Origin of the sequence: Curtobacterium sp. USHLN213, assembly GCF_037144815.1 — a bacterium.
Taxonomy (GTDB): domain Bacteria; phylum Actinomycetota; class Actinomycetes; order Actinomycetales; family Microbacteriaceae; genus Curtobacterium.
The window spans coordinates 210,609-236,069 of sequence record NZ_JBBCYQ010000004.1; the positions used below are offsets into that span (position 1 = coordinate 210,609).

General features: G+C 71.5%; 19 protein-coding genes. 8 read left to right on the plus strand and 11 right to left on the minus strand.

All coding sequences use genetic code 11. The features are described 5' to 3' along the window. Window positions 1-27: 27 nt before the first annotated feature. Entirely contained in the window at window positions 28-651 is a 624-nt protein-coding gene (locus tag WFH25_RS07485; RefSeq protein ID WP_336697282.1) for a hypothetical protein, read from the minus strand. 235 nt (window positions 652-886) lie between these two features. Between WFH25_RS07485 and WFH25_RS07490 the strand changes: the two genes are divergently transcribed. From WFH25_RS07490 to WFH25_RS07510, 5 genes are read left to right on the plus strand one after another with little or no spacing between them, the layout of a single operon-like run. Next, window positions 887-5,257 carry an FtsK/SpoIIIE domain-containing protein gene (locus WFH25_RS07490; RefSeq protein ID WP_336697283.1) on the plus strand — a complete coding sequence of 1,457 codons (4,371 nt, stop codon included), beginning with the start codon at window positions 887-889 and terminating at the stop codon, window positions 5,255-5,257. A gap of 50 nt (window positions 5,258-5,307) precedes the next feature. Then, the gene (locus WFH25_RS07495; protein WP_336697284.1) at window positions 5,308-6,138 is read left to right on the plus strand and encodes a phosphoribosyltransferase family protein; all 831 of its coding nucleotides are present in this window, start codon (window positions 5,308-5,310) and stop codon (window positions 6,136-6,138) included. Continuing rightward, window positions 6,135-7,727: a nicotinate phosphoribosyltransferase gene (locus WFH25_RS07500; protein ID WP_336697285.1), complete on the plus strand. Its 1,593-nt coding sequence runs from the start codon at window positions 6,135-6,137 to the stop codon at window positions 7,725-7,727. Before WFH25_RS07495 ends, WFH25_RS07500 begins: the two co-directional genes overlap by 4 nt. Continuing rightward, window positions 7,724-8,425, plus strand: coding sequence for an NUDIX domain-containing protein (locus WFH25_RS07505; protein ID WP_336697286.1), 702 nt, complete (start codon window positions 7,724-7,726; stop codon window positions 8,423-8,425). The genes WFH25_RS07500 and WFH25_RS07505 overlap by 4 nt, the downstream gene beginning before the upstream one ends. Window positions 8,426-8,443: 18 nt before the next feature. Beyond that, window positions 8,444-9,082: a pyridoxine/pyridoxamine 5'-phosphate oxidase gene (locus tag WFH25_RS07510; RefSeq protein WP_336697287.1), complete on the plus strand. Its 639-nt coding sequence runs from the start codon at window positions 8,444-8,446 to the stop codon at window positions 9,080-9,082. Between the two features lie 169 nt (window positions 9,083-9,251). Here WFH25_RS07510 and WFH25_RS07515 read toward each other — a convergent pair whose 3' ends face one another. The 5 genes from WFH25_RS07515 to WFH25_RS07535 form a co-directional block, all read right to left on the minus strand. Further along, the gene (locus tag WFH25_RS07515; RefSeq protein WP_336697288.1) at window positions 9,252-11,609 is read right to left on the minus strand and encodes a GNAT family N-acetyltransferase; all 2,358 of its coding nucleotides are present in this window, start codon (window positions 11,607-11,609) and stop codon (window positions 9,252-9,254) included. Next, window positions 11,606-13,024: a lysine N(6)-hydroxylase/L-ornithine N(5)-oxygenase family protein gene (locus WFH25_RS07520; protein WP_336697289.1), complete on the minus strand. Its 1,419-nt coding sequence runs from the start codon at window positions 13,022-13,024 to the stop codon at window positions 11,606-11,608. The genes WFH25_RS07515 and WFH25_RS07520 overlap by 4 nt, the downstream gene beginning before the upstream one ends. After that, on the minus strand, window positions 13,021-14,481 hold the full coding sequence (locus WFH25_RS07525; RefSeq protein ID WP_336697290.1) for a pyridoxal phosphate-dependent decarboxylase family protein: 1,461 nt from the start codon (window positions 14,479-14,481) through the stop codon (window positions 13,021-13,023). Before WFH25_RS07525 ends, WFH25_RS07520 begins: the two co-directional genes overlap by 4 nt. A gap of 94 nt (window positions 14,482-14,575) precedes the next feature. Further along, window positions 14,576-17,041, minus strand: coding sequence for an ATP-dependent helicase (locus WFH25_RS07530; protein WP_336697291.1), 2,466 nt, complete (start codon window positions 17,039-17,041; stop codon window positions 14,576-14,578). A gap of 12 nt (window positions 17,042-17,053) precedes the next feature. Beyond that, entirely contained in the window at window positions 17,054-18,064 is a 1,011-nt protein-coding gene (locus WFH25_RS07535; RefSeq protein WP_336697292.1) for a glycerophosphodiester phosphodiesterase family protein, read from the minus strand. 59 nt (window positions 18,065-18,123) lie between these two features. Here WFH25_RS07535 and WFH25_RS07540 point away from each other — a divergent pair, with 59 nt between their 5' ends. Both WFH25_RS07540 and WFH25_RS07545 read left to right on the plus strand, forming a co-directional pair. Continuing rightward, the gene (locus WFH25_RS07540) at window positions 18,124-18,636 is read left to right on the plus strand and encodes a hypothetical protein (protein WP_336697293.1); all 513 of its coding nucleotides are present in this window, start codon (window positions 18,124-18,126) and stop codon (window positions 18,634-18,636) included. Window positions 18,637-18,845: 209 nt separating this feature from the next. Continuing rightward, on the plus strand, window positions 18,846-19,709 hold the full coding sequence (locus WFH25_RS07545) for a Bax inhibitor-1/YccA family protein (protein ID WP_070417722.1): 864 nt from the start codon (window positions 18,846-18,848) through the stop codon (window positions 19,707-19,709). Window positions 19,710-20,025: 316 nt separating this feature from the next. Here WFH25_RS07545 and guaA read toward each other — a convergent pair whose 3' ends face one another. The 5 genes from guaA to WFH25_RS07570 are packed head-to-tail and all read right to left on the minus strand — an operon-like array spanning window position 20,026 to window position 24,833. Next, on the minus strand, window positions 20,026-21,618 hold the full coding sequence (guaA, locus tag WFH25_RS07550) for a glutamine-hydrolyzing GMP synthase (protein ID WP_336697294.1): 1,593 nt from the start codon (window positions 21,616-21,618) through the stop codon (window positions 20,026-20,028). Further along, window positions 21,615-22,061, minus strand: coding sequence for a DUF3817 domain-containing protein (locus WFH25_RS07555; protein ID WP_070417720.1), 447 nt, complete (start codon window positions 22,059-22,061; stop codon window positions 21,615-21,617). Before WFH25_RS07555 ends, guaA begins: the two co-directional genes overlap by 4 nt. A gap of 10 nt (window positions 22,062-22,071) precedes the next feature. Next, on the minus strand, window positions 22,072-22,851 hold the full coding sequence (locus tag WFH25_RS07560) for an SURF1 family cytochrome oxidase biogenesis protein (protein ID WP_071294786.1): 780 nt from the start codon (window positions 22,849-22,851) through the stop codon (window positions 22,072-22,074). A gap of 5 nt (window positions 22,852-22,856) precedes the next feature. Continuing rightward, the gene (locus WFH25_RS07565; RefSeq protein ID WP_092385239.1) at window positions 22,857-24,299 is read right to left on the minus strand and encodes a cation:proton antiporter; all 1,443 of its coding nucleotides are present in this window, start codon (window positions 24,297-24,299) and stop codon (window positions 22,857-22,859) included. Between the two features lie 3 nt (window positions 24,300-24,302). Continuing rightward, the gene (locus tag WFH25_RS07570; protein WP_022906983.1) at window positions 24,303-24,833 is read right to left on the minus strand and encodes a cation:proton antiporter regulatory subunit; all 531 of its coding nucleotides are present in this window, start codon (window positions 24,831-24,833) and stop codon (window positions 24,303-24,305) included. Between the two features lie 99 nt (window positions 24,834-24,932). Here WFH25_RS07570 and WFH25_RS07575 point away from each other — a divergent pair, with 99 nt between their 5' ends. Then, window positions 24,933-25,445, plus strand: a complete 513-nt coding sequence (locus WFH25_RS07575) for a hypothetical protein (protein WP_336697295.1) — start codon at window positions 24,933-24,935, stop codon at window positions 25,443-25,445. Window positions 25,446-25,461: the final 16 nt, after the last annotated feature.

Here is a 25,461-nt window from a genome sequence, read left to right on the forward strand (position 1 = left end):
GATGTCCAGACGCTGCGCGGTGCGGTGTCACCCCATCGGGAAGATGAACCCGAACACGATGACGACCGCGATGATCGCCAACAAACACCCCGCGAAGATGAGCGCGAAGAGCTTCACGATCGACCGCTCCCAGTAGCGGGCGGCGCCCGGTACCAGCTGCTCGATCTTCTTCCCCTTGCTCGGCAACCGCGTCCGAGCACGCAGCACCCCGCTGATCTCGCGGATCCTCGGGGTGGTCCAGTTCCAGGAGTCGATCCTGATCCGACGCCTCCTACGGCCGCCGTGGACGATGAAGAGGATCTCGTTGGCGGGCCAGTTGTCGAACGCCGAGCGAAGGCAGCGAAGGTCCGCGTCCCGCGGGAGGAGTCGGCGCCGGACGATCCCTCGGAACTCGACCGCATCGTCGGTGATCCGGATCGTCGCGACCCTGCGGTGCCACACGGCGAGGCCGATCGCCGGCCACACCATGACCGCGTAGAGCGCACCGTAGAACGCCAGGCCGATCGCGGCGCTCCTGCCAGCAGGGAAGAGCACGACGATGCCGCCGATCAGTGCACAGAGCGCTGTCGGCCCCAGACCGCCGAAGATGATCCGCCACTTGGAGAGCTGCACCGGACTGAACTCCAGGATCTCCGGTGGGGCGTCGTGCACAGCACGAAGGATAGCGACCCGCCGCGCTGAGCCCGCAACCGCGCGCATGGGTGAGCAGAGCCCGTTCCCCTGCACCGCGCCTCCAGTCCGACCGCCCATCCACAAGCCGGACGCAACCCGGCCTGCGCGGCGCAGGAACCTGCGAGAATCGACCCATGAGCGGCAGCACGACGCTGCGGGGGGCCTCGACGGGGTGCTCCGCGACGACCAGGACCCACGACGTGGCAGGTGCCGCGTGCGCCTGACGTTCACCGCGACCCACCTGCCGACCGACGCCACCGCGGACTTCGTGGTCGAGTGCGACGAGGACACCGTCCTCGGCGAGGTCGTCGAGATCGTCGCCCGTCGCTTCGGCCTGAGCGCCGAGTCCATCGTCGAGGTCGCGGTCGACGCCGTCCCGACGACCCCGCACGCCCGGCTCGGTGACGGCGTCCTGCTCGAGGGGTCCCGCCTGACCTTCGGCGCCCCCGCGCCGGTCCTCCCGCTGCCGGCCGACCTGCCGAGCGTCCGCATCGTGGGCGGGCCCGGTGCCGGCACGGTCGTGGTGCTCGACGCGGGCATCGCGCACGTCGGTTCCGCTCCGGACGCCACGGTGCACCTGCCGGACCGCACCGCCCCGGAGTACGCGGCGATCCTGCGCCTCGACCTCAACCGGCGGTTCTCGATCATCCCGACGCGCGGCTCGCGCGTCCTCCTCGACGGTACGGAGCTCGACGAGGAGACGCCCGTCGAGCCCGGCAGCGTCGTCACGATCGGCGACACGCTGCTGTCGGTCGCGGTCCCGGACGCCGACCGGGCGGCGATCACGCTGACACCAGGTGGCGGGACGCTCGACTACACCCGGCCGCCGCGCCTGCTGCCGGAGGAGACGCCGACGGTCTTCAAGCTGCCGGCCGCGCCGGGGCAGCAGTCGCGCCGCTCCATCCCGATCATCGCGGCGCTCGCGCCGCTCGGCATGGCGGCCGTGATGATCTCGATCTTCCACAACGTCGCGTACCTGGCCTTCGGCCTCATGTCGCCGATCATCATGTTCGGCAACGCCTGGTGGGACCGCCGCAACGGCAAGAAGACGCACCGGCAGCGGGTGGCCGAGTACGAGGAGACGAAGAAGGCGGTCGAGGCGGACGCCCTGGAGGCAGTGGTCCGGTACCAGCGCGAGTCACGCACCAGCGCGCCCGATCCGGCGACGGTGCTCGACATCGCCCTGCGCCGTCGCGCCCGGCTGTGGGAGCGTCGGCGGACCGACCCCGACTACCTGACGCTGCGCGTCGGCACGGCGGACGTGCCGTCGGGCGTCGTGCTCGAGGACCCGGCAGCGCTGGAGCACCGGCGGGCGGTCGACAAGCTGGCCGAGGACGTGCCGGTCGTGGTCGACCTCGGCGAGCACGGCGTGGTCGGTGTCGCCGGGCGCGACGAGCACACCAGGCACCTCACGTCGTGGCTCGTGGCACAGCTCGCGGTGCTGCAGAGCCCGCGGGACACCCAGTTCGTGGTGCTCACCGACGCGCAGTCCGCCGACGAGTGGGCGTGGCTGCGCTGGGTGCCGCAGGCGCGACCGGGGTTCGGGCAGGACGCCGTCATCGCGATCGGCAACGACGCCGAGACGCTGGGCGCGCGGGTCGCCGAGATCGGGCAGCTCATCGACGCACGGCAGCGGGCGATGCGCGAGTCGAACGTGCGGGGGATCCCCGGTCCCGACGTGGTCGTGGTGCTCGACGGCGCTCGACGGCTGCGCGCACTGCCGGGCCTGATCCGCATCCTCAAGGAGGGCCCAGCGGTCGGTGTCCGGGCGATCTGCATCGAGGAAGAGGCACGCCTGCTGCCCGAGGAGTGCTCGGTCGTCGTCACGGTGGGTCCGGAGCGCATCCGTGTCGCCGCCCAGCGTCAGGCGACGGTCACCGACGTCCGACCGGACCGCATCCCGGACGGCTGGTTCGAGACCGTCGCCCGGGCGGTGGCGCCGATGGTCGACGCCGACGACGAGAGCGATGCCGGTGGGCTGCCGTCGTCGTCGCGGCTGCTCGACGTGATGCTGCTGGAACCGCCGACGGCGCGGGCGCTCACGGGCAAGTGGAACGTGCGTGCGCGCACCACCGAGGTGGTCGTGGGCGAGAGCCTCGACGGCCCGTTCGCGTTCGACCTCCGCAAGGACGGCCCGCACGGCCTGGTCGCCGGCACGACCGGGTCGGGCAAGTCCGAACTCCTGCAGACGATCGTCGCGTCCCTGGCGGCGACGAACACCCCGGAGGGCATGAACTTCGTCCTCATCGACTACAAGGGCGGTGCGGCGTTCCGCGACTTCGCGCCGCTGCCGCACACGGTCGGCATGGTGACGGACCTCGACACGCACCTGGTGGAACGGGCCCTCGAGTCGCTCGGCGCCGAGCTCCGTCGCCGCGAGCACCTGCTGGCCGACGCCGCCGCGAAGGACATCGAGGACTACGTCGACCGCCTCGTCCGCGGTGAGCCGCTGCCGCCGATGCCGCGCCTGCTCATCGTGATCGACGAGTTCGCGAGTCTCGTGCGCGAGCTCCCGGACTTCGTCACGGGCCTGGTCAACATCGCACAGCGGGGACGGTCGCTCGGCATCCACCTGATCCTCGCCACGCAGCGTCCGACGGGTGTCGTGTCGAACGACATCCGCGCCAACACGAACCTCCGGATCGCGCTCCGGGTCACGGACTCGAGCGAGAGCACCGACGTCATCGACGCCGGTGACGCGGCGCAGATCCAGAAGAGCACGCCCGGCCGCGGGTACATCCGTCTCGGGGCCGGCGCGCTGTTGCCGTTCCAGGCCGGTCGGGTGGGTGGCCGGCGTCCGGGGCTGTCGACCGGACGCAAGCAGGTCTGGGCCGGAGCCGTCTCGTGGTCGTCGCTCGGCACCACACCGCCGGCACCACCGAAGTCGAAGGAGCTGCAGGCAGAGGAACGCACCGACCTGCAGGAGCTGGTCGGTGCGGTGGCCGAGGCGGCGACGGAGCTCGGTGGACCGGCTCCCTACCGTCCGTGGCTCGACGCCCTGCCGGAGACGCTGCTCTTCACCGACCTGAACGACCGGGCGTGGGAGCTCGACGACAGCAGCACGACCGATGCCCGGGTCGGCCCGCTGCCCTTCGCACTGCAGGACTTCCCGGCCGAGCAGGCGCAGCGGGTCCGGAGCCTCGACCTCGACTCGGACGGACACCTCTACGTGGTGGGTGCTCCGCGGAGCGGTCGGTCGCAGGTGCTCCGCACGATCGCCGCCGCGGTCGCCCGGAACACCTCGGCAGCCGACGTCCACGTGTACGCGCTCGACTGCGGCAACGGTGCGCTGCTGCCGATCCAGGCCCTCCCGCACGCCGGCGCCGTCGTGCAGCGTGTGCAGACCGAACGCGCGCAGCGTCTCCTCACGAAGCTCACCCAGGAGCTCGCCCGCCGGCAGCAGGTCCTCGCCGACGGCGGGTTCGCGAGCATCGTCGAGCAGCGCGCGGCGGCGGTCGTGCCCGCCGACCGGCTCCCCCACATCGTGTTCATGCTCGACCGGTGGGAAGGGTTCGTCGGCTCGCTCGGCGAACTCGACCACGGCGCACCGACCGACCAGGTGATGACCCTCCTGCGCGAAGGGGCGAGCGTCGGCATCCACCTGGTGGTCACCGGGGACCGTCAGCTCCTGTCGAGCCGGATGGCGACCCTGGTCGAGGACAAGCTCGTCCTCCGGCTCTCCGACCGCGGTGACTACGGCCTCGCGTCGCTCAACCCCCGCAAGCTGCCCGAGCAGGTCCCGGACGGACGGGCGTTCGCGTCGGAGTCCGCCACCGAGACGCAGATCGCCCTGCTCGCCGCCGCCGGCACCGGTCAGTCGCAGGCCGCGGCGATCACCGCGCTCGCGACCTTCGCGACCGAGCGCGACCGCGCGGTCGAGCGTGCCCGTCGGCCGTTCCGCGTCGACCAGCTGTCCGGGCCGGTGCCGTTCGACCGGGCGTGGGAGATGCGCGACGACGACGCCGCCCTGTTCGGCCTCGTCGGCATCGGCGGGGACGACCTCACCGCCATCGGGCCGGACCTCGCGGCCGCGGGCTCGTTCGTCGTGGGCGGTCCCGCGAAGTCCGGTCGGAGCTCCGTCCTGCTGTCGATCGCACGGTCGGTGCTGCGCGAGGGCGGCGAGATCGTGCTCGTCACCCCGCGGCAGTCGCCCCTGCGCGCCCTCGCGTCCGAGCCCGGCGTCCTCGGCGCGCACGAGGGCGTCGACGTCACCGAGGCCGACCTCGCACCGCTGTTCGACGGGCAACCCGGCCGCCGGGTCCTCGTCATCGACGATGCCGAGCTCGTCAAGGACGCACCCGCGAAGAGCTGGCTGCAGGGCTTCGTGAAGAGCGCGGCGGACAACGGCCAGGCGATCGTCGCGGCGGGGTTGACGGCCGAGTTCGGCGTCGGGTTCACGGGCTGGCAGGTGGACATGAAACGACGTCGGTCTGGCGCCCTCCTCAGCCCGCAGGCGATCACCGAGGGCGACCTGCTCGGCATGCGCCTGCCGCGCAGCAGCATCGTCGAACGGGTGCAGGTCGGCTCCGCGCTGGTGCACCTCGGCGACGGCGAACTGGTGTCGGTGCAGGTTCCGGTCCCCTGATCGCACCCCGGTTCTTGTCACACTGACAAATACCGTGGTACGGTCGGGTCATGGCAGTCGAACTCAGCACCCGGACCACCCGGGGCACCCAGGCGACACCGACGTTCTCCACCATGCGGTTCCCCGCGGGTGAAGCACACGTCAAGGTCGCACACGACGCCGACGCGGGGGACCTCATCGAGATCGCGACCCTGCGCGGCACGAACGGCGACGACCTCCTCATGCTCGGCATGTGGGCGGACGCCGTCCGGCAGCGCGGATCCCGGTCCGTCGCCCTCGTCCCGTACCTGCCCGGCGCCCGGCAGGACCGCGGCCTCCCCTTCGGCGCGAAGGTCTACGCGGACGTCATCAACGGCTTCGGGATCGACCAGGTCATCGCGTTCGACCCGCACTCGCCGGTGATCGTCGACCTGGTGGAGCGCCTGACCGTGGTCAGGAGCGAGACCGTCGTCCGCGACCAGGTCGTCGCCGGCTCGGACTACAGCGGGATCATCGCCCCCGACAAGGGCGCGGTCGCGCGGGCCTCCGCCGTCGCCGACGCCTGCGGGTTGCCGGTGTTCCGCGCCGAGAAGCACCGCAACCCGGACACCGGCAAGCTCGACGGCTTCACGTGCGAGCCGCTGCCGGACACCGGTCGCCTGCTCGTCGTCGACGACATCTGCGACGGCGGCGGCACGTTCATGGGCCTCGCGACCGCGACGGGGCTGACGAAGGACCGCCTCGGCCTCTGGGTCTCGCACGGCGTCTTCTCCGGCCGGGCCCCGCAGCTCGCCGAGCACTTCGGGGAGATCGTCACGACGGACTCCTACCCCGCGCAGAACGCCATCGAGGGCCTGCGCACGATCGAACTCACCCCCTACCTGACGGAGCAGATCCGATGACGCAGACCGACACCACCACGACCGGCACCGACGGCGCCACCGGCATCGCGCCCCGCCTCACCGGCCCGAGCCCGATCGCCCCGCTCCTCGCCGTCGACGGCTACAAGCACTCGCACCGGCAGGTCTACCCGGCCGGCACCACCCGGATCCTCATCAACTGGACGAACCGTTCGAACGCGCACATGCCCGAGTCGACGCACGCCGTGGTGTTCGGCCTGCAGGCGTTCATCCAGCGCTCCCTCGTCGAGGCGTGGGCGCCGTTCTTCGCCGCGGACGAGGACGAGGTCGCCGACCTGTTCGAGCAGGCACTGCAGGGGTACTTCGGCCCGAACCACATCGGCACCGACCACGTCCGGGCACTCCACCGCCTCGGGTACCTCCCGCTCGAGATCCGCGCGCTCCCCGAGGGCACCCTCGCCCCGATCGGCGTCGCGACCCTCACCGTCGAGAACACCGTCGACGAGTTCTTCTGGCTGCCGAACTACATCGAGACGGCCCTGTCGGCGTCGATCTGGCACCCGTCGACCGTCGCCACGAAGGCACTCGAGTACCGCGACCTCATGGAGGACTGGGCTGCCCGCACCGGCGCCGACCCGGCCAGCATCGACTTCGCCGCGCACGACTTCTCCTTCCGGGGACAGTCGAGCATCGAGTCGGCCGCGGCCGGTGGCGCCGGGCACCTCCTCTCCTTCCTCGGCACCGACTCGATGCCGTCGCTCGACTTCATCGACCGCTACTACCCGGGTGACAACGGCTGGGTGGCCGCGAGCGTCCCGGCCACCGAGCACAGCGTGATGTGCGTGCGCGGCGCCGAGGGCGAGCTCGCGACCTTCGAGCAGATCCTCGACGTGTACCCGACGGGCATCGTGTCGGCCGTGAGCGACGGGTTCGACCTCTTCAAGGTGATCACCGAGACGCTGCCGCAGCTCAAGGACCGGATCACGGGTCGCGACGGCAAGCTCGTCATCCGCCCGGACTCGGGCGACCCGGTGGACATCGTCACCGGCGCCGTGCACGGGGTCGACACCGCGGCACTGACCGACCCGGCCCGCAGCCACGAGGAGAAGGGTGTCGTGGAGCTCCTCGACGAGATCTTCGGGCACACCGTGAACGACCAGGGCTTCAAGGTCCTCGACCAGCACATCGGCGTGATCTACGGCGACAGCATCACCCTCGACCGTGCCCGCCGCATCTACGAGCGACTCGCCGCCAAGGGCTACGCGAGCGACAACATCGTGCTCGGCATCGGCTCGTACACGTACCAGTACATGACCCGCGACAACCTCGGCAGCGCGGTCAAGGCCACCTGGGCGCTGGTGGACGGCGAGCCCGTCGACATCCAGAAGGACCCGAAGACGGGCAGCGGCAAGAAGAGCGCGAAGGGCCGGATCGCCCTGCACCGCGACGAAACCGGCGAGATCCGCCAGACCGACCAGGCCACCGCAGAGGACGAGGCGACGAGCCTGCTCCAGCCCGTGTGGGTCGACGGCCGTTTCCGGGTCCTGCAGTCGTTCGCGGACGTGCGGGAGACCCTCCGCCGCGAACGCACCGAGCGCGCCGACCGCGCGGCCCGTCGGGCGACGGCGTGACCGACGCCACCTCGGCGGCCCGCGACCAGCCGCTCATCGCGATCGACGTCGTCCCGATGTCGTTCACGACGAGCGACGGGTTGCGGGTCGCCACCGCGCGTCGGCAGTACGCGCCGTACGCGGGCCAGGAGGCGCTCCCCGGCGTGCTCCTGGAGGGTGCGGAACTCCTCGCCGACGGTGCACGACGCGCACTGCGGACCAAGACCGGGATCGACGCGGCGACGGTCCGGCACCTCGCGCAGGTCGGCGCGTTCGACGGACCTGACCGCGACCCGCGGAGCGCCGCGATCAGCGTCGCCTTCCTGGCCGTCGTGGCACCGGCGGTGACGACCCCGACGCCGGCCGCGGCGGCCGCTGTGGTGGCCCCGCCCTCGGCCGCCGGACCCGCGGTCTGGCGCGTGCCCGGGGGAGACGACCCGCGCCTCCCGTTCGACCACGACGCGATCATCCGAGCCGCCCTCGACCACGTCCGCACCCGGATCTGGCGCGACCTGCCGCTCACGCGCGCGTTGCTCGGCGAGGTGTTCACCACCTCCGACGCCTCCGCGCTGCAGACCGCACTGACGGGCGTGCAGCCGGACCCGGGCAACACGAACCGGGCGCTGCGGACCAACCCGGCGCTCGTCCGGGCCGACGCGGCGGCCACGGCCGCGGTCCGTGGCGGCCGTCCCCCGGCAACCTGGACGTGGGCGGGCTGACCGCGGTTGGGTGGGGGCATGCCCTCCGCTCCGCTGTCCGGTGACACCTCGTTCGCGTTCCCGGAGTACACCGACCCGCCAGCATCACCGTTCGACGTCGCGCGCACCTGGATCGACGAGGCGCGGGACGGCGACGTGTCCGAGCCGATGTCGATGACGCTCGCCACCGCGGGGTCCGACGGCCGGGTCTCGGCGCGGACCGTGGACGTGAAGCGGCTCGACGACCGCGGGCTCGTGTTCGGGACCTCGACGCTCAGCCCGACGGGCCGGCAGCTCGACGACAACCCGTTCGCCGCGCTCCAGGTGTACTGGCGGGAGACCATGCAGCAGCTGCGGTTCGAGGGCCGGGCCGTGCAGCTCTCCGAGGCCGAGTCCGACGCGCTGTTCGCCGACCGGTCGCCGAAGTCCCGCGCCGCCACCGCGATCGCCGACCAGTCCTCGGTGCTCGAGCCCCGGACGCTGCAGGACCTCATCGACGACGCGAACGCGCTGCTCGACGAGTCCGAGGACGACGTGCCCCGCCCGGAGGGCTGGGTGGCGTGGCGACTCGAGCCGGACCGCGTCGAGTTCTGGCACGGCAGCCGCGACCGGATGCACCGGCGGTTGCAGTACGTGCTCGCCGACGGTGCGTGGTCGGCGGCGCGGCTGCAGCCGTAGCGCGCCGCGGGCGGCGCGCGGCCGCCGGCCTGCCGGCCGCACAACCAAAGTGCGCTCGAACCACGCAATCCCGTGGCTCGAGCGCACTTTCGTTGTGCGAACGCGAACCGACCCAGCCGCCGCGCGCGGGGTGGGGCGCCGCGCGCCGCCGCGGCCGCGCGCGCCCGCGCTACCGCGCGATCGGGTTCGGCATCGCCCCCGCCCGGATGAGCGACGACGACTGGTCCGCCAGGTCCACCATCGACAGCGTGTTCCGCAGCTGCAGCCGGTTGAGGCACGAGTGCTCGAACGCCGGCACCCGCAGGTCCAGCGGCCGCCGGCGCTCCGGGTGGGCCGCGGCGTGCGCGTCGACGCACTCCCCCACCACCTGCCAGAACCGCGACTCCGGCAGGACCCCGTCGTCGTCGAGGATCGCCGCGACGAAGCGCATCACCCCGTCGAACACCTCGGTGAACACGGCGAGCGCCGCTTCGTCGTCGTCCACCGGGTGCACGATGCGCTCGATGTCGGCGGGCACCGGGCGGTCGGCGTGCCGCCCGAGCACCGCGACCTCTTCGCCGATGTCCTTCATCACCGCGCGCACCACGACCCCGTCACGGACGACGAGCACGAGGTTCTCGCCGTGCGGCATGAACACCAGGTCGTGCACGGTCAGGCAGTGCACCACGGGCAGCAGGTACGCGTCGAGCCAGCGCCGCACCCACTCGTCGGCCGGCAGCCCCGATGCCTCGACCAGCGCGGACACGACGGCGTCACCCGAGGCGTCCCGGTGCAGCAGCGCCGCCATCGTCAACAGTCGCTCGCCGTCCGTCACCCGCGGCAGCGGGCTCTCCCGCCACAGCGCCGCGAGCATCTTCCGCTGCGGTGAGGACACGTCGACCCGGTGGTAGGCGTCACCGGTGTACCCGATGGCCGCGTGCTCCCGGAGGACCGAGAACCCGGCGCCGGCCAGCGTCTCGTCCGCGGACACGAGCGCCGCGACCCAGTCGTTCACCGCCGGGGTGTTCCGCATGTACGCGGGCGACATCCCCCGCAGGAACCCCATGTTCTGCACGGCGAGCGCCGTCTTGACGTACGAGCGCTCCGGGTGGGAGCGGTCGAACGCCGTCCGGATCGACTGCTGCGGCTGGTACTCGTCCGGCCCCTCGCCGAGGTCGACCAGGTCCTGCCGCCCGAGGTCCGGCGCGAACGTGACGGCGATCCGGTGCTGCCACTGCCACGGGTGCACGGGGATCCAGACGTAGTCGTCGGGGTCGAGTCCCCGGGAAACGAGCACGGCCCGGAACCCGGCGGTGGTCTCCGGGTCGAGCTCGGCCGCCCAGTGGTCGCGCTCGGTGCGGTCCGCGGCGAGCGCGAGGTGTGTGCAGGCCCGGCGTGCGGCGAGCCAGCGGTAGCGGAACCGACCGCCGGCCTCGGGAGCGTAGGCGCGGTACTCGTCCAGCCCGAACCCGATCCGCCCGTTCGCCGCCACGAACGCCGGGTGCCCCTCGGTCATCGCCGACTCGACGTCCTGGAACGACGCGACGACGCGGTCGGTCCCCTCCGTGCGCCCCTGTGCGAGCTGCGCGGCGGACGGCCCACCGCGACGGTGCTTCGCGGCGGCGCTGGCGAGGGTGGAGGCGATCTCCTCGAGGTACGTGCCGAGCAGCGCGTCGGGGATCCCGAGCACGTCGCGCAGCTCGAGGACGAGCTCCTGCGCGCTGAGCGGGGCCGCCGCACCGGCGCGGGTACGGGTCAGCGACGCCTCGTCGATCGACCAGTGCTCGAGCACGTGCCGACGCGCGCGGAACCGGTAGGTCGACTCCCCCGCGTCGAGCCGCCAGGCGTCGCCGTCCGGCTGCGGCTCCACGAGGCGCTCGTGCGTGAACTCGGCGATCGCCTTCGCCACGAGGTGCCGCTGGGCCGGTTCGAGGTGCTCCGGCCGGAGGTGTGCCGCGGGCCCGTCGCCCTCGGGCAGCCCGATCCGGTCGGTGTCGAGCACGGACAACAGGGCGCGCTTGCCGTCGACGTCGACCTCGCGCAGCACGCGGAACCCGATCTCGGCGTTCTTCGCGTGCACGGCGGTGTTCCGGACGTCGGGCTCGACGACGACGCGGCGTGCTCCGAGGACGTCGCGGCAGTGCTCGACGACGGTGCGCATGACGGCGCTCGTCAGTCCGTGCACCCGTCCGTCGGCGGGCGGCGGCGCGACGAGCAGGTGCATGCCGACGTCGCCGGGTTCGGCGGCGAACACGTCGGTGAGCAGGACCCGGGCCGGGTCGTACGTCTCCGCGAGGAACACCGGGACGCCGTCACGACGGCCGAGCCACGCGGCCTGCGCGGGATCCGCCTGCACGTCCGCGAGGTACGTCCGCACCGCGTCGACGTCGAGGTGTCCCATGCCCCACCACGACGACGCGGGGTGCGCGAGCCACGACTGCACGAGGGCGGCGTCACGATCCGGGTCCACGGGTTCGACGGCCAGGAGGCGCGGCTCGGCCCGGCCGACCTCGGTCACGTCCGGCAGGGTGGTCGCGTCGACGGTCATGCGGAGACCTCCGCGCGCTCGGTCGCGTGCCGGGGCGGCGCGCCGTCCGCGGTGCTGCCGCGTGCCGTGGAGCGGGCCGAGGCGGGCAGGCCGAACTCCTGGAAGGCGATCCGTGCCTCCAGGCCGTAGACGGGCCGACCCGTGACGGACCGGATGATCGACGCGTTCCGCCACGCCCCCATGCCGAGGTCGGGTGCGGTGAGGCCGTGCGTGTGCTCCTCGGCGTTCTGCACCCAGATGCGGCCGCCGAGTCGGTCGACGTGGTGGTCGCGTGCGACCGCCAGGCGCCCCCGGGAGTCGCGGGCGACGAGGTGCTCGACCGGTGCGAGGAACGCCGCGGACCGCGGTCGGTACCCGGTCGCCAGGACCAGCCGCTCGACCTCGTGCTCGTACGTCTCGCCGAGCTGCTCGTGCCGGAGGGTCAGCCGGTACGTCCCCCGGTCCGCCAGCCACACGGCGTCGACCACGCTCGTCTCGGTGCGGAGCGTCGTCGGGACCGGTCCCGGCGCGCTGAGCCGGTACAGCTGGTCGTAGAGCGCGTCGACGAGGTCCGCGCTGATCCCCTTGTACAGCCCGCGCTGCTCGCGACCGAGGTGGTCGCGGACGTCCTCGGGCAGGGCGTGGAAGTGGTCCGTGTACTCCGGGCTCGTCATCTCGAGCGTGAGCTTGGTGTCCTCCATCGGGAAGAACCGCGGCGAGCGGGTGATCCAGTCGAGGCGGTAGCCGTCCCGCCGGACGTCCTCGAGCAGCTCGCGGTAGACCTCGGCGGCGGACTGTCCGCTGCCGATCACCGCGATCGACCCGGCACGGCGCAGGGCGTCACGGTTCGGCAGGAACTCGGCGGAGTGGATCGCCGGCCCGTCGATGCCCCGAAGGGGTGCTGGGACGGACGGCTCCGTGCCGATGCCGACGACGACGTGGCGTGCGCGGTACGCCTCGGGACCCTGATCGGTCTCGGCGTGCACCGTGAACACGTCGGTCGTCACGTCGTGCTCGACGGCCGTGACCCGACGACCCCAGCGGAGGGTGTCGAGCCGGTCGGCGGCCCACCGGCAGTACGCGTCGTACTCGCTGCGGAGGGGGTGGAAGTCCTCGCGGATGTAGAACGGGTAGAGCCGACCGGTCTCCTTGAGCCACGCCAGGAACGAGAACGGCGAGGTCGGGTCCGCCATCGTCACGAGGTCCGCCATGAACGGCACCTGGATCGTGGCGTCGTCGAGCATCATGCCGTGGTGCCAGGCGAAGCCGTCGGCGGCGTCGAGGAACACCGCGTCGAGGTCGTCGAGCGGGTCGGTGAGGCAGGCGAGGCCGAGGTTGAACGGCCCGATGCCGATGCCGATCAGGTCGTGGACGGGGCGGTCGGCGGTCTGGTCGGCGGTCTGGTCGGCGGTCCGGAGGTCGTCGGAGGTGGTCATCGCGTTGCTCCTTCCGGGGCGGAGGTGGCCGCGCGGACGCGCGCTGCCGTCGCGGCGACGTGGTCGAGCGAGGCGCGCACCTGCGCCGGGGTCGCCTCCGGGTTGAGCAGCGTCAGCTTGTTGCAGGGGCGCCCGTCGATCACGGTCTTCGCGATGAGCACCCGCCCCTCGGCGAGGAGCGCCGCACGGATCGGGGCCACCAGTGCGTCGGCGTCCGCATCGGTCACGCCGGCGGGCTGCCACCGGAACAGCACGGTGCTGAGCTGCGTCGGCGCGACGAGCACGAGGTCCGGGTGCTCGTCGACGATCGCGTGCGTCGCCGCCGCGAGGTCGATCACCGCGTCGAACGCCCGCCCGACGGCATCGGCGCCGGTCGCTCGGAGGGTCGCCCAGAGCTTCAACGCGTCGAACCGCCTGGTGGTCTGCAGGGACTTGTCGACCTGGTTCGGCTCGGCGGCGTCCTCGGGGTTGAGGTAGTCCGCGTACCAGGCCGTGCGGCGGAGGTCGGCGGGGTCGCGGACGACCAGCGCGCTCGACGACACCGGCTGGAAGAACGACTTGTGCAGGTCGGCGGTCACGCTCCGCGCACGCTCGATCCCGTCGAGCAGGTGCCGACGGGTCGGGGACACGAGCAGGCCGCAGCCGTACGCGGCGTCGACGTGGAGCCAGACGTCCTCGAGGTCGCACACGTCGGCGATCGGCTCGAGCGGGTCGATCACGCCGCGGTCGGTGGTGCCCGCCGTGGCGACGACGGCCATCGGGGTGCGGCCGGCCGTGCGGGCGGCGGCGATCGCCTCGGCGAGGGCCGCGGGACGCATCCGGCCGGCCTGGTCGGTGGGGACGTCGACGACGGCGTCATCGGGGAGGCCGAGGAGCCGGGCGGACTTGCGGACGCTGAAGTGGGACTCGGCGGTGGCGAAGACGGTGAGCATCGGGGCAGCCGAAGCCGTCGCTGCTGCCGCTGCTGTTGCTGCCTCTCGCGCCAGCAGCAGCGCCTGCAGGTTCGACTGGGACCCGCCCGAGGTGAACACCCCGTCACCGCCCGCGAACCCGATGCGCCCGGCGAGCCACGCCACCACGTGCCGCTCGATGTCGGTCCCGATCCGCGACTGGTCCCAGGTGTCCACCGAGGTGTTCACGGCGGCGAGCACCGACTCCGCCGCGACCGCGGGCAGCGCGACGGGGCAGTTGAGGTGGGCGAGGTACGCCGGGTCGTGGAACCAGACGGCCTCGCGGACGAACAGGTCGTCGAGCTCGGCGAGCGCCCGGTCCGTCCCGAGGGGTTCCGCGTCGAGGTCGACGGCGGCGACGCGGGCCCGGAGTTCGTCCGCGGCGGTGTCGGTCGTCGGTCGGTCGACGTCGGAGATGCGGTCCGCGAGCCGGTCGACCGTCGTGGTGACGGTGGTCCGGTAGCGCTCGGCGTTGGCAGAGGTCAACAATTCGATGAGGGCTGTCACGTTAGGTAAGGCTAACCTCACCTCGCCGCGATTGTCACGCGCAGCAGCACGCTCCCGACATGGCCGGGCGCGTCGGCGTCAGGGGCTCAGCGCCTCAGAGCTTCTCGATCGGCGCGATCTTGATGAGGAGCTTCTTGCGGCCCGCGGAGTCGAACGCGATCTCGGCGATGCGCTTGGCGCCGATGCCGGTCACGGCCGAGACCGTCCCCTCGCCGAAGTCGACGTGCTTGATCCGGTCGCCGGCCACGAGCTCCATGTCGCCGTTGTCGCGGACCTGCCCGGACACGCGGTTCGCCCACTCGGTCTTCGGACGGGTCTTCTGCGCTGCGGCCGCCCGGTCGTACGAGCCACCGCCCCAGCCGCCACCGCCGCGGTACCCGCCGCCGGCGCCGCCGCCCGAGCCACCGATCCCACCGCCCCGTCGGGCGTTGAGGGCCCGGGGTTCCGTCCCGCCGCGGCTGTTCGCCATGCCGGGAGACTGCTTCCACTCGATGAGCCCCTCGGGGATCTCCTGCAGGAAGCGGGACGGCATCGCCACGTTGACGTCACCGAACTGCGCGCGGGTCATCGCGAGCGACAGGAAGAGGGACTTCTTGGCGCGGGTGATCCCCACGTAGAAGAGCCGGCGTTCCTCGGACGGGCCACCCGGCTCGTTCGCCGACATCCGGTGCGGCAGCAGGTCTTCCTCGACGCCGGTGAGGAAGACCGCGTCGTACTCGAGCCCCTTCGCCGTGTGCAGGGTCATGAGCGACACCGTTCCCGACGAGTCGTCGAGCTCGTCCGCCGCGGCGACGAGGGAGACCTCGGTCAGGAAGTCGGACAGCGTGCCCTCGGGGTTGTTCTTCTGGAACTCCCGCGTCACCGCGACGAGCTCGTCGATGTTGTCCGCACGGGCGGCGTCCTGCGCGTCGGGCGACTTCCGGAGGTTCTCGAGCAGCCCCGAGCCGTCGAGCAGCTGCGTGAGGGTGTCCACGACCGGCTGGGTACCGGCGCGGGACGAGACGTCGTCGAGCAGGGCGGCGAACGCCGTGATCGCGTTGCGCACCTTCGGCCCGAACCCGAGTTCGTCGGCGTGTCGGAGGGCGTCCCGCATCGTCGTCTCGTGCTCGTCGGCGTAGCGCTGCAGGGTGGTCTCGGTGACCGCGCCGATGCCGCGCTTCGGGACGTTGAGGACCCGTCGGAGCGCCATCGGGTCGGCCGGGTTGGCGACGGTGATCAGGTACGCCATGGCGTCCTTGATCTCGGCGCGCTCGTAGAACTTCGTGCCGCCGAGGACCCGGTACGGGATCGCCGCCCGGATGAAGATCTCCTCCAGCGCACGGGTCTGCGAGTTCGTCCGGTAGAAGACGGCCATGTCGCGGTAGGACATGCCGTCCTCGTGCAGGCGCTGGATCTCGTCGGCGACGAACTGTGCCTCGTCGTGCCCGGTGTAGCCCGTGAACCCGACGATCTTGTCACCGGCACCGACGTCCGTGAAGAGGTTCTTCGCCTGCCGGTCGAAGTTGTTCGCGATGACGGCGTTCGCGGCGTCGAGGATGTTCTGCGTCGACCGGTAGTTCTGCTCGAGCAGGACGACCTTCGAGTTCGGGAAGTCCCGCTCGAACTCGACGATGTTGCGGATGTCCGCCCCGCGGAAGGCGTAGATGGACTGGTCGGAGTCGCCGACGACGGTCAGCGACGCCGGGGCGATCGACCCGTCGGCCTCGCGCATGCGGGCCACGTGCTGCCCGGCGTCCTCGAGCTTGTCCACCTGCTCGACCGGGACCGGCCGCGTGAGCTCGCGGATGAGGGCGTACTGCGCGTGGTTGGTGTCCTGGTACTCGTCGACGAGGATGAACCGGAACCGGCGCTGGTAGAGCGCGGCGACCTCGGGGAAGGCGCGGAAGAGGAACACCGTCTGGCCGATGAGGTCGTCGAAGTCGAACGCGTTCGCCCGGCGCAGCTCGTTCGTGTACCGCCGGAAGACCTCGGTGAACATGACTTCTTGCGGGTCGTTCGCGTTGATGTTCCGGGCGTAGGAGTCGATGTCCTGCAGCTCGTTCTTGAGCTTCGAGATCTTCGAGGCCGCAGCGCCGACGGTCAGCCCGAGCGAGTCCGCCTCGAGCTCCTTGATGATCCGCTTGAGCAGGGCCTTCGAGTCGGCGGAGTCGTAGATCGTGAACGACTGCGCGAACCCGAAGCGCTCGGCCTCGCGCCGGAGGATCCGCACGCACGCCGAGTGGAAGGTGGAGATCCACATCCCCTCGGACGCCTGCCCGACCAGCGCCCGCACGCGCTCGCGCATCTCGGCCGCGGCCTTGTTCGTGAAGGTGATCGCCAGGATCTGCGACGGCCAGGCTTCTCGGTTGGCGAGCAGCAGGGCGATGCGGCGGGTCAGCACGCTCGTCTTGCCGGAGCCCGCACCCGCCACGATGAGCAGGGACTCGCCGCGGTACTCGACGGCTTCCCTCTGCTGGGGGTTCAGACCCGCGGTGAAGGGGTCGTCGTAGGCGCGGTCACCGGCGCCGGAACCGTCAGCACGGCCGGGCGTCGAGTCGAAGGGGTCGAGCACGATCGTCATGTCCGGGACAGTCTAGGCCGGGCCTCCGACAGCCGAGCGGGCGAGCACGGCCAGGTCGGTGTGGTCGGCGAACACCCCGTCGACGCCGGTGCGGACGACCGAGGTGAACCACCGCTCCCAGTCACCGAACGCCGCGACCTCGCCGCCACGACGCAACGGCGCCGGCAAGAAGCGGTTCTCCGGTCGCAGCGTCCACGTGTACACGGCGAGCCCGGCCTCGTGCGCGCGGTCGACGACGGCGCTCCGCACGGGTGCCGGATCCTCGAGCGCGACGCTGTCCACCCCGGCCATCAGCGTCCCCAGGTCGACGCTGATGCCGTGGAACTCCGTCGCGAAGGCCGTGAGCGCGTCGTCGGACCGCTCGGCCGCGTACGTGGGAGCCAGCGACCCGTGGGACGCGACCTCGTCCGCCGCGCTGCCCCGCGCCTCCTGGAGGTAGACGAGCCGCCCGCCGGTCCCGCGCTCCAGGAGGTCTCGCAGCACGCCCTTCTCGAAGCTCTCGACGGTGAGGCGCTCGTCCCCGCGCCACCCGGTCTCGGCGAGGACCCCGTCGAGGAGCTGCCCCATCGGGAAGCCGGCGCGGTCGAAGAAGTCGGCGTGCTTGACCTCCGCGACGAGTCCGACCGGCCGGGGAGCCGCGTCGAGGATCGCGAGCAGGTCCTCGAGGCGGAGGACCGGCTCCTCGCCGTCGTGCTCCGCCGACCCCGGTCGCAGGGCGGGGAGGCGCTCGCGGGTCCGCAGCGTCCGCAGCTCGGCCCACGTGAAGTCCTCGGTGAACCAGCCCGTCGTCTTCTGCCCGTCGACCGTCTTCGTCGTGCGCAGGTGCCGGAACTCGGGGTGGTCGGCGACGTCGGTCGTGCCGGACACCTCGTTCTCGTGCCGCAGCACCAGCACGCCGTCCTTCGTGGGCACGAGGTCCGGCTCGATCGCGTCGGCACCGAGTTCGATCGCGAGCTCGTAGGCGCTCCGCGAGTGCTCGGGACGGTAGCCAGACGCGCCGCGGTGGGCGATCACCAGGGTCATGGCCCCGACACTACGGCCACATCCGGCGCGCGGCGTCCCGGGGCCGGTAGGTTCACGGCATGGGGCTCGCCCGGGGGTGGAAGCGGAGCAGCGTCGCCGCGGCGACGGTGCTGGTCGGCGTCGCCGCGTGGGTCGTGCCGGCCTCCGGATCGGCGCCCCTGCACCTCGCCGAGGGCGGGGGCGAGGTCTGCATGGAGGGTCGCACGGACGCCACCGTCGGCATCGCGATGCTCGACCACCCGACGGGCGACCCGATCGTCGTCAGCGCGGTGTCCGCACCGGGGGACGGCGTGCGCATCGTCGGCGCGTTCGTGGTCCGGTACCCGCACGGTGCGTCGGACCCGGTCCGGTACGGGACGGACGAGTGGCCGGTCCCCGCACACTGGGGCGAGCCGGAACCGGCGCTCGGCGCGTCGGTCGCCGCGGGCGATGCCGCCGACCTCGTCGTGCACGTCCGCCGCGATGCGCGCGACGGCGGCTCGGTGGGTCCGGTGCGGGTCGCGTACACGCAGGGCGCGCGGCTGTGGTCGGAGACGACCGGCACCGAGATCGCGCTGCGCGCGCACTGCTGATCCAGGAGGCGCGGTACCGGGCCGCCCCGACCCTCACCGTGAGCGGTCGGCGGGCTCCGGGCCGGTTCGGGGCGCGCACGCAGCGCACGACCGTAGGCTGCGCTCGTCGGGTCCCCACGGGGCCGCTTCCGCTCGCCGCGAATCCTCAGCCTTCCGCGACCGAGCCCACCTAGGCTGAGAGGACTCGAATATCCAAGGAAGAGGACACCATGGCCTTCAAGCCCGGTTTCGACCAGTCCCCCGCCTTCAACAACCAGGGGCCCAACACCTGGGGTGGGCGCGGCGCTGGTCAGCAGCAGGCCGGCTGGGGACAGACCCCGCAGCAGGCACAGGGCGGGATGACCCCCGAGCAGCTGCAGTACATGTACGACCGCCCGGCGGCCAGCACGGTCGACACGGACCGCATGTCGTACGAGGACACCATCGTCAAGACGCTGCTCGCGTTCGGCGTGCTCGTCGTGGGTGCCGTGGCCGGCTGGAACGCACCGATGATCGTCTGGATCATCGGCGCCGTCGCCGGGTTCGTGCTGGCACTCGTCAACATGTTCAAGAAGAAGCCGTCGCCCGGGCTCGTCCTGGCGTACTCCTTCGCCCAGGGACTCTTCGTCGGTGGTATCTCGCACTACTACCAGAACGCGTTCGGCGGCATCGTCGTGCAGGCGGTGTTCGGCACGCTCGGTGTCTTCGCCGTGACGCTCGCGCTGTTCGCCTCCGGCAAGGTCCGCGCGACGCCGAAGGCCACGCGCTTCTTCCTCGTCGCGATGGTCGGGTACCTGGTGTTCTCGCTCATCAACCTGGTCCTCATGTGGACCGGCGTGACGCAGACCGCGTTCGGTGCCCTCGGCTTCGAGATCTTCGGCATCCCGCTCGGCGTGATCATCGGCATCCTCGTCGTGGTCATGGCGGCGTACTCGCTGATCCTCGACTTCGACCAGATCCAGACCGGCGTCCGTCGTGGCGCTCCCCGGATCTACGCGTGGACGGCGGCGTTCGGGCTCATCGTCACGATCGTGTGGCTGTACCTCGAGATCCTGCGAATCCTAGCCATCGTGGCGAGCAGCCAGCGCAACTAGTACTCGGCACGACCCGAAGGGCCCCGGCGAACACGCCGGGGCCCTTCGTCGTTCCCGGGCCTGCCGATCCTGCTCCCGGTCCTGGCCCCGCTCGGCCGCGCGCCGGATGTGGTCGCCGAGCGTCGTCGCCGAGCCTCGTCGCCGAGCGTCGTCGCCGAGCGGGCAGGACACGCCGCGGGTGGTGCGCCGAGCGGGTGGAACGCGTCGGTCGGTGGCGCCGAGCGGGACGGAAATGGCCCGTTCGCGAGCAGGTCCCCCCCCGGACGCAGGACGGCCCGGCACGCAGGACGCGTGCCGGGCCGTCAGCGCGGGAGGGCTACTCCCACTCGATCGTCCCCGGCGGCTTCGACGTGACGTCGAGCACGACACGGTTCACGTCGGGCACCTCGTTCGTGATGCGGTTCGAGATCTTCGCGAGGGTGTCGTACGGCAGGCGCGTCCAGTCGGCGGTCATGGCGTCTTCAGACGAGACCGGACGGAGCACGATGGGGTGGCCGTACGTGCGACCGTCGCCCTGGACGCCCACGGAACGGACATCGGCGAGCAGGACGACCGGGCACTGCCAGATCTCCTCGTCGAGGCCGGCCGCGGTGAGCTCTTCGCGGGCGATCTTGTCGGCCGCGCGGAGCAGCTCGAGGCGGCCCTTCGTGACCTCGCCGACGATGCGGATGCCGAGCCCCGGGCCGGGGAACGGCTGGCGACCGACGATGACCTCGGGCAGTCCGAGCTCGCGACCGACGGCGCGGACCTCGTCCTTGAACAGGGTGCGGAGCGGCTCGACGAGCTCGAACGTCATGTCGTCGGGGAGCCCGCCGACGTTGTGGTGCGACTTGATGTTCGCCGTACCCGAGCCACCGCCGGACTCGACGACGTCCGGGTAGAGCGTGCCCTGCACGAGGAACTCGACCTCGCCGGCGTCCGATCCTTCGGCCGACTCGGCGCGGGCCTCGAGCACAAGGGCCTCGGCCGCGGCCTCGAACGTGCGGATGAACTCGCGCCCGATGATCTTGCGCTTCTGCTCCGGGTCGCTCACGCCGGCGAGGGCGTCGAGGAACTGCTGCTCGGCGTCGATCGTGATGAGCCGCACACCGGTGGAGGCGACGTAGTCCTCTTCCACCTGCTTGCGCTCGTCGGCGCGGAGGAGCCCGTGGTCGACGAAGACGCACGTGAGCTGGTCGCCGACGGCCTTGTGCACGAGCGCCGCGGCGACGGCGGAGTCGACGCCACCGGAGAGTCCGGCGATGACCCGGGCGGAACCGACCTGTGCGCGGATGCGTTCGACCTGCTCCTCGATCACGTTCGCGGAGTTCCAGTCGCCGGGGAGCCCGGCGGCACGGTGCAGGAAGTTCTCGAGCACGGCCTGGCCGTACACCGAGTGCTTGACCTCGGGGTGCCACTGCACGCCGTAGAGCTTGCGCTCGTCGGAGGCGAACGCGGCGACGGGGGTCGAGGCGCTGGACGCGAGGACCTCGAAGCCCTCGGGTGCCTTCGCCACGGAGTCGCCGTGCGACATCCAGGTCACCTGGGACTCCGGCTGGTCGCCGAGGAGCGTGCTCGTGCCGGGCGAGAGCGTGACGTCGGTCGCGCCGTACTCGCGCAGCCCGGTGTTCGCCACCTCGCCACCGAGCGCGGTCGCCATGGCCTGGAAGCCGTAGCAGATGCCGAGCACGGGGACGCCGAGGTCGAGGATGTCGCCGTCGAGCGCGGGAGCACCGGTCTCGTACACGGACGACGGGCCGCCGGACAGCACGATGGCCGCGGGGTCCTTCGCACGGACCTCGTCCGCCGTGATCGAGTGCGGGACGATCTCGCTGTAGACGTTCGCTTCACGGACCCGACGCGCGATGAGCTGCGCGTACTGGGCACCGAAGTCGACGACGAGGACGGGACGCTGTTCGGTCTCGCTCACCGAGCGGCCTCCTTCTCACGCTGCTGGGCAGCGGTCAGCTCGTGGTAGGTGTCCATGGCGATCTTCTGCATGCGGTGCTCGACCACGAACGACATGAACGGGATGATGCCCCCGAGGGCGATGAGCAGGAAGCGGATCGGCTTCCAGCGCATGATGCTCCACAGACGGAAGTCGGTGAAGAGGTAGAGCACGTACAGCCAGCCGTGGGCGATGAGGATGCCGATCGACAGGTTGAAGGTGCCGGGCTCCTTGCCCGCCGTGCCCTCCGGCACGAAGAACGCACCGCCGCCGAGCTGCATCTCGAGGTGCAGCGGCGTGTACTTGATGACCATCTCGACCACCAGGGCGAGCAGCAGCACGCCGGTGATGTACGCCGAGACGCGGTACCACTTCACCGCGCCCGGGATCTTCGGGATGTCGCGGGTACGGACGGTCAGAGCCATATCGGCCATCCTACCGTCGGTCGACGAGGGCACCGTCGACGCTGAGTGCGGCCTCACGCCGCTCTTCTTCCTCACGCTCCCACGCGTCCTTCACGAACCGGTACCAGAGGAAGACGGCGAACCCGGCGAACACGACCCACTCGATCGCGTAGAACAGGTTGAGCCAGTCGAACTGGACCTCGCGCGAGGGCGCCCGGTCGGCGATGGTGCCGAGGTCGGCCGCCTTCGCCGTGGTGCCGTCGGCGACGACGTACCCGAGGTACATCCGGTCGTCGAACGCCTTCCACGTGTTCACGAACCGGGCCGGCGCAACCGCCGAGTACTCGCCCTTGTCGTAGGTGTCCTGGTCGGGCGACTCGGCCGGGTAGTAGCGCCCCTCGACCGTGAGCCGCGTGCCGTCCGCCAGGCGGTCACCACCGGCGACGGCGGCGGACCGCTGGTCGGACCACCCGATCACCACCGGGAGGCTCGCGCCGCTCGTGTCGTCCACCAGGTGTCCGACGGTCTGGTACGTCCCGCCACCGGTCCGGCCGGTCAGGACGGTGGTGTCACCGGCGACGAACGTCCCCGTGACCGTCACCTTCTGCCCGGCCATCTTCTCGGTCGCGGGCTGCATCGGCCCGGTCACGGCGTCGAGGCTCTTCCGGTTCTCGGTCGTCGCGGGGAGGGGGGTGCCGTTGGCGATGCTCCGCTCGAGCTGCCACTTGCCCAGCCCGGCGAACACCGCCGCGAGCACGAGCGCCAGCAACAGCAGCGCGATCCACCTCGGTCGTCGGGCTACGGCCCACATCTGTATCAGTACTCCGGATCGCGCTGGCGGACCGGGCGCTCGGGGCGCTCGGCGGGGGTCTCGACCGACGACGTCCGGGGCTCGGACACCGTCTCCGGAGACTCATTCTCCCGCTCTTGGCTGCCAGCGGCCTCCACCAGGGCGAACTCCTCGGCGAACTGGCGGTCCCGCTCCGCCCGACGAGCGGCAGCGGCGGCGTCCGACTCGGCCTCTGCCGCCTCGGCCGCGGCAGCCGCTGCGACCGCTCGACGGCCACCGAGACGCGTCCGCAGGCGTGCCAGACGAGCTGGGCGGATCACGAGCCGACCGATGCGGTCCGAGTTGACCGCGAGCAACGGCCCGAGGATCGCCATGACGAGGACGTACAGGCCCGCGAAGGCGGTGATGCGGGCTTCGAGCCCGGCAGCGGCCGAGAGCGTCGCGAGGATCAGCGCGAACTCGCCGCGGTTCACCAGGATGACGGCGGTGTTGATCCCCTGCTGGACATTGAAGCCGTTCATGCGCGCGACGAGCTGTCCCGCGATGGCGTTCAGCGCGACGGTCATGCCGATCGCACCGAGCACCGGCCAGAGCACCTCGCCGAAGGTCGACAGGTCGAGCCCGAGCCCGAAGTTCACGAAGAAGAACGCCGCGAACACGTCGCGCATCGGCAGGGCGAGCTGTTCGATGCGGTCGCGGTAGCGCGTGGCGCCGCAGAGCAGGCCGATCACGAACGCCCCGATCGCGTCCGTGACACCGAGCAGGTCGCCGATGCCGCCGAACATGACCGCGAGGCCGAAGAACAGCACGGTGAACAGCTCGTCGTCACGGGTCGCGAAGATCCGGGACACCCACTTGCCGGCGAACCGGGCCAGCGTGAACATCACGATGAGGAACCCGAACGCGAGCGCGAGCTTGCCGACGACGCCCCACACGTTCGTGTCGCCGGACAGGACCACCGAGACGATCGCGAGGTAGATCGCGATGAAGACGTCCTCGATCACGGTGACGCCGAGGATCATCGGGGTCTCGTCGTTCGCCAGGCGACGGAGCTCGATGAGGAGCTTCGTCACGATCGCGCTCGACGAGGTCGCCGTCATGCCGGCGATGATGAGGGCTTCGCGGGTGCCCCACCCGAGCGAGAACCCGAAGGCGAACCCGACGCCCATGTTGATGGCGACGTACGTGCCACCGGACACCAGGAGCTTGCCGGCGTTGCCGTAGAACTCTTCCTGGTCGAACTCCAACCCGAGGTTGAACAGCAGCAGGATGAGCCCGAACGTCGCGATCAGCTCGATCGTGTGCGACTCGACGTTCAGCCCGATCCACGGGGTGTGGGGACTCGCGATGAGCCCCACGACCATGTAGATCGGGATCGCGGGCAGCCCGATCGTCTTGCCGAGTCGTCCGAGGACGTAGGCGATGATGAAGAGGATGCCGATGGTGAGGAGCTCACCACCCAGGTGCACGGGCTAGCTCCTCGGCGGGGCCTCGGCCGCAGCGGCCGCAAGCTCTCCGCTGCGGTAGAACGAGAACGCCTTCGCGACCTTCTCGGGTGCACCGGCGACGACGATGGTGTCGCCCGGGAACACGACGAAGTCGGACGACGGGGCCGGGTTGGCGCTGTCACCACGGACGACCGCCACGACGGTCAGGCCGATGAAGCCCGAGTCGTGCAGGTCGCCGAGGGGCTTGCCGGCGATGGCGTCGTCGTAGTCGACCGAGAACCAGTCGATGCTGAGGCCCGGGATCTCGTCGAGCTTGTCGAGACCCTCGGTGATGCGCGTGCCGCCGAGGAGTTCGGCGAGCGTGTGCGCCTCGTCCTCACTGAGGCGCAGCGACACCTTCTCCGACTTGTCGGCGCCGTCCGAGACGTCGGCGAAGGAGATGAGGTCGGAGTGACCCGACCGGTGCGTGATGACACCGCACTTGCCACCGTCGTCGGTGTAGAAGCTGTGCAGCACGCCGACTCCGGGGAGTTTGACGCGATGGACGTCGACCATGATGGCTCCCTTTTCGAGTACCCCGATGATAACCACCGCGATGGTCCGTCCATTCCGTTCCGCTACAGTCCGGTGGTCGGGGACGACAGGGGGAACGCTGTGGACGAGCAGGACAGGACCAACCGGCTGGTGGCCGGCACCGGGATCGCGGTGGTGGCACTCTACGCCGCACTGCTCGCCGTCCAGGCACTCGTGCTCGATCCACTCGCGGCCGTGCCGGGCGCCTCGCTCGGCGAGGTCCACGGGCACCTGGAGCGCCAGGGCTTCGCGGTCGGCACCGACATCGCCGTCGTCGTCGGGATCGCCGTCGTCGGCGTCGCCCTGGCGATCGGCCTCGGCAGCTCGCTCGTCGTCACCCGTGCACGGCCGTACGTCACCGCCGCGGTCCTGCTCGGGGTGGTCGCGCTCGGCGGTCCGATGACCTGGTGGAGCGGCTTCTGGCTCGGCATGGACGTCGCCGACGCGTACGGCGTCGGCGGTGGAGCGCACACCGCCTGGGCCGGTGTCCTCCTCGTCACCAGCGCGATCGCGCTGGCCGCGATCCCGTTCGTCCTCGTGATCGGCCAGGCGATCAGTGCTCGCCGGACCACGCACCGGTCGCGCGCTGCCTGACGGAGCCGACCCGCGC

Excerpts from the sequence above, each read along its gene's own strand:
- WFH25_RS07555 (WP_070417720.1), bottom strand. The coding sequence starts at position 22,061 with ATGGCTCTGACCGTCCGTACCCGCGACATCCCGAAGATCCCGGGCGCG.
- WFH25_RS07500 (WP_336697285.1), top strand. The coding sequence starts at position 6,135 with ATGACGCAGACCGACACCACCACGACCGGCACCGACGGCGCCACCGGC.
- WFH25_RS07515 (WP_336697288.1), bottom strand. The coding sequence starts at position 11,609 with ATGACCGTCGACGCGACCACCCTGCCGGACGTGACCGAGGTCGGCCGG.
- WFH25_RS07530 (WP_336697291.1), bottom strand. The coding sequence starts at position 17,041 with ATGACGATCGTGCTCGACCCCTTCGACTCGACGCCCGGCCGTGCTGAC.
- WFH25_RS07545 (WP_070417722.1), top strand. The coding sequence starts at position 18,846 with ATGGCCTTCAAGCCCGGTTTCGACCAGTCCCCCGCCTTCAACAACCAG.
- WFH25_RS07540 (WP_336697293.1), top strand. The coding sequence starts at position 18,124 with ATGGGGCTCGCCCGGGGGTGGAAGCGGAGCAGCGTCGCCGCGGCGACG.
- WFH25_RS07535 (WP_336697292.1), bottom strand. The coding sequence starts at position 18,064 with ATGACCCTGGTGATCGCCCACCGCGGCGCGTCTGGCTACCGTCCCGAG.
- WFH25_RS07570 (WP_022906983.1), bottom strand. The coding sequence starts at position 24,833 with ATGGTCGACGTCCATCGCGTCAAACTCCCCGGAGTCGGCGTGCTGCAC.
- WFH25_RS07560 (WP_071294786.1), bottom strand. The coding sequence starts at position 22,851 with ATGTGGGCCGTAGCCCGACGACCGAGGTGGATCGCGCTGCTGTTGCTG.
- WFH25_RS07495 (WP_336697284.1), top strand. The coding sequence starts at position 5,308 with ATGGCAGTCGAACTCAGCACCCGGACCACCCGGGGCACCCAGGCGACA.
- WFH25_RS07520 (WP_336697289.1), bottom strand. The coding sequence starts at position 13,024 with ATGACCACCTCCGACGACCTCCGGACCGCCGACCAGACCGCCGACCAG.
- WFH25_RS07510 (WP_336697287.1), top strand. The coding sequence starts at position 8,444 with ATGCCCTCCGCTCCGCTGTCCGGTGACACCTCGTTCGCGTTCCCGGAG.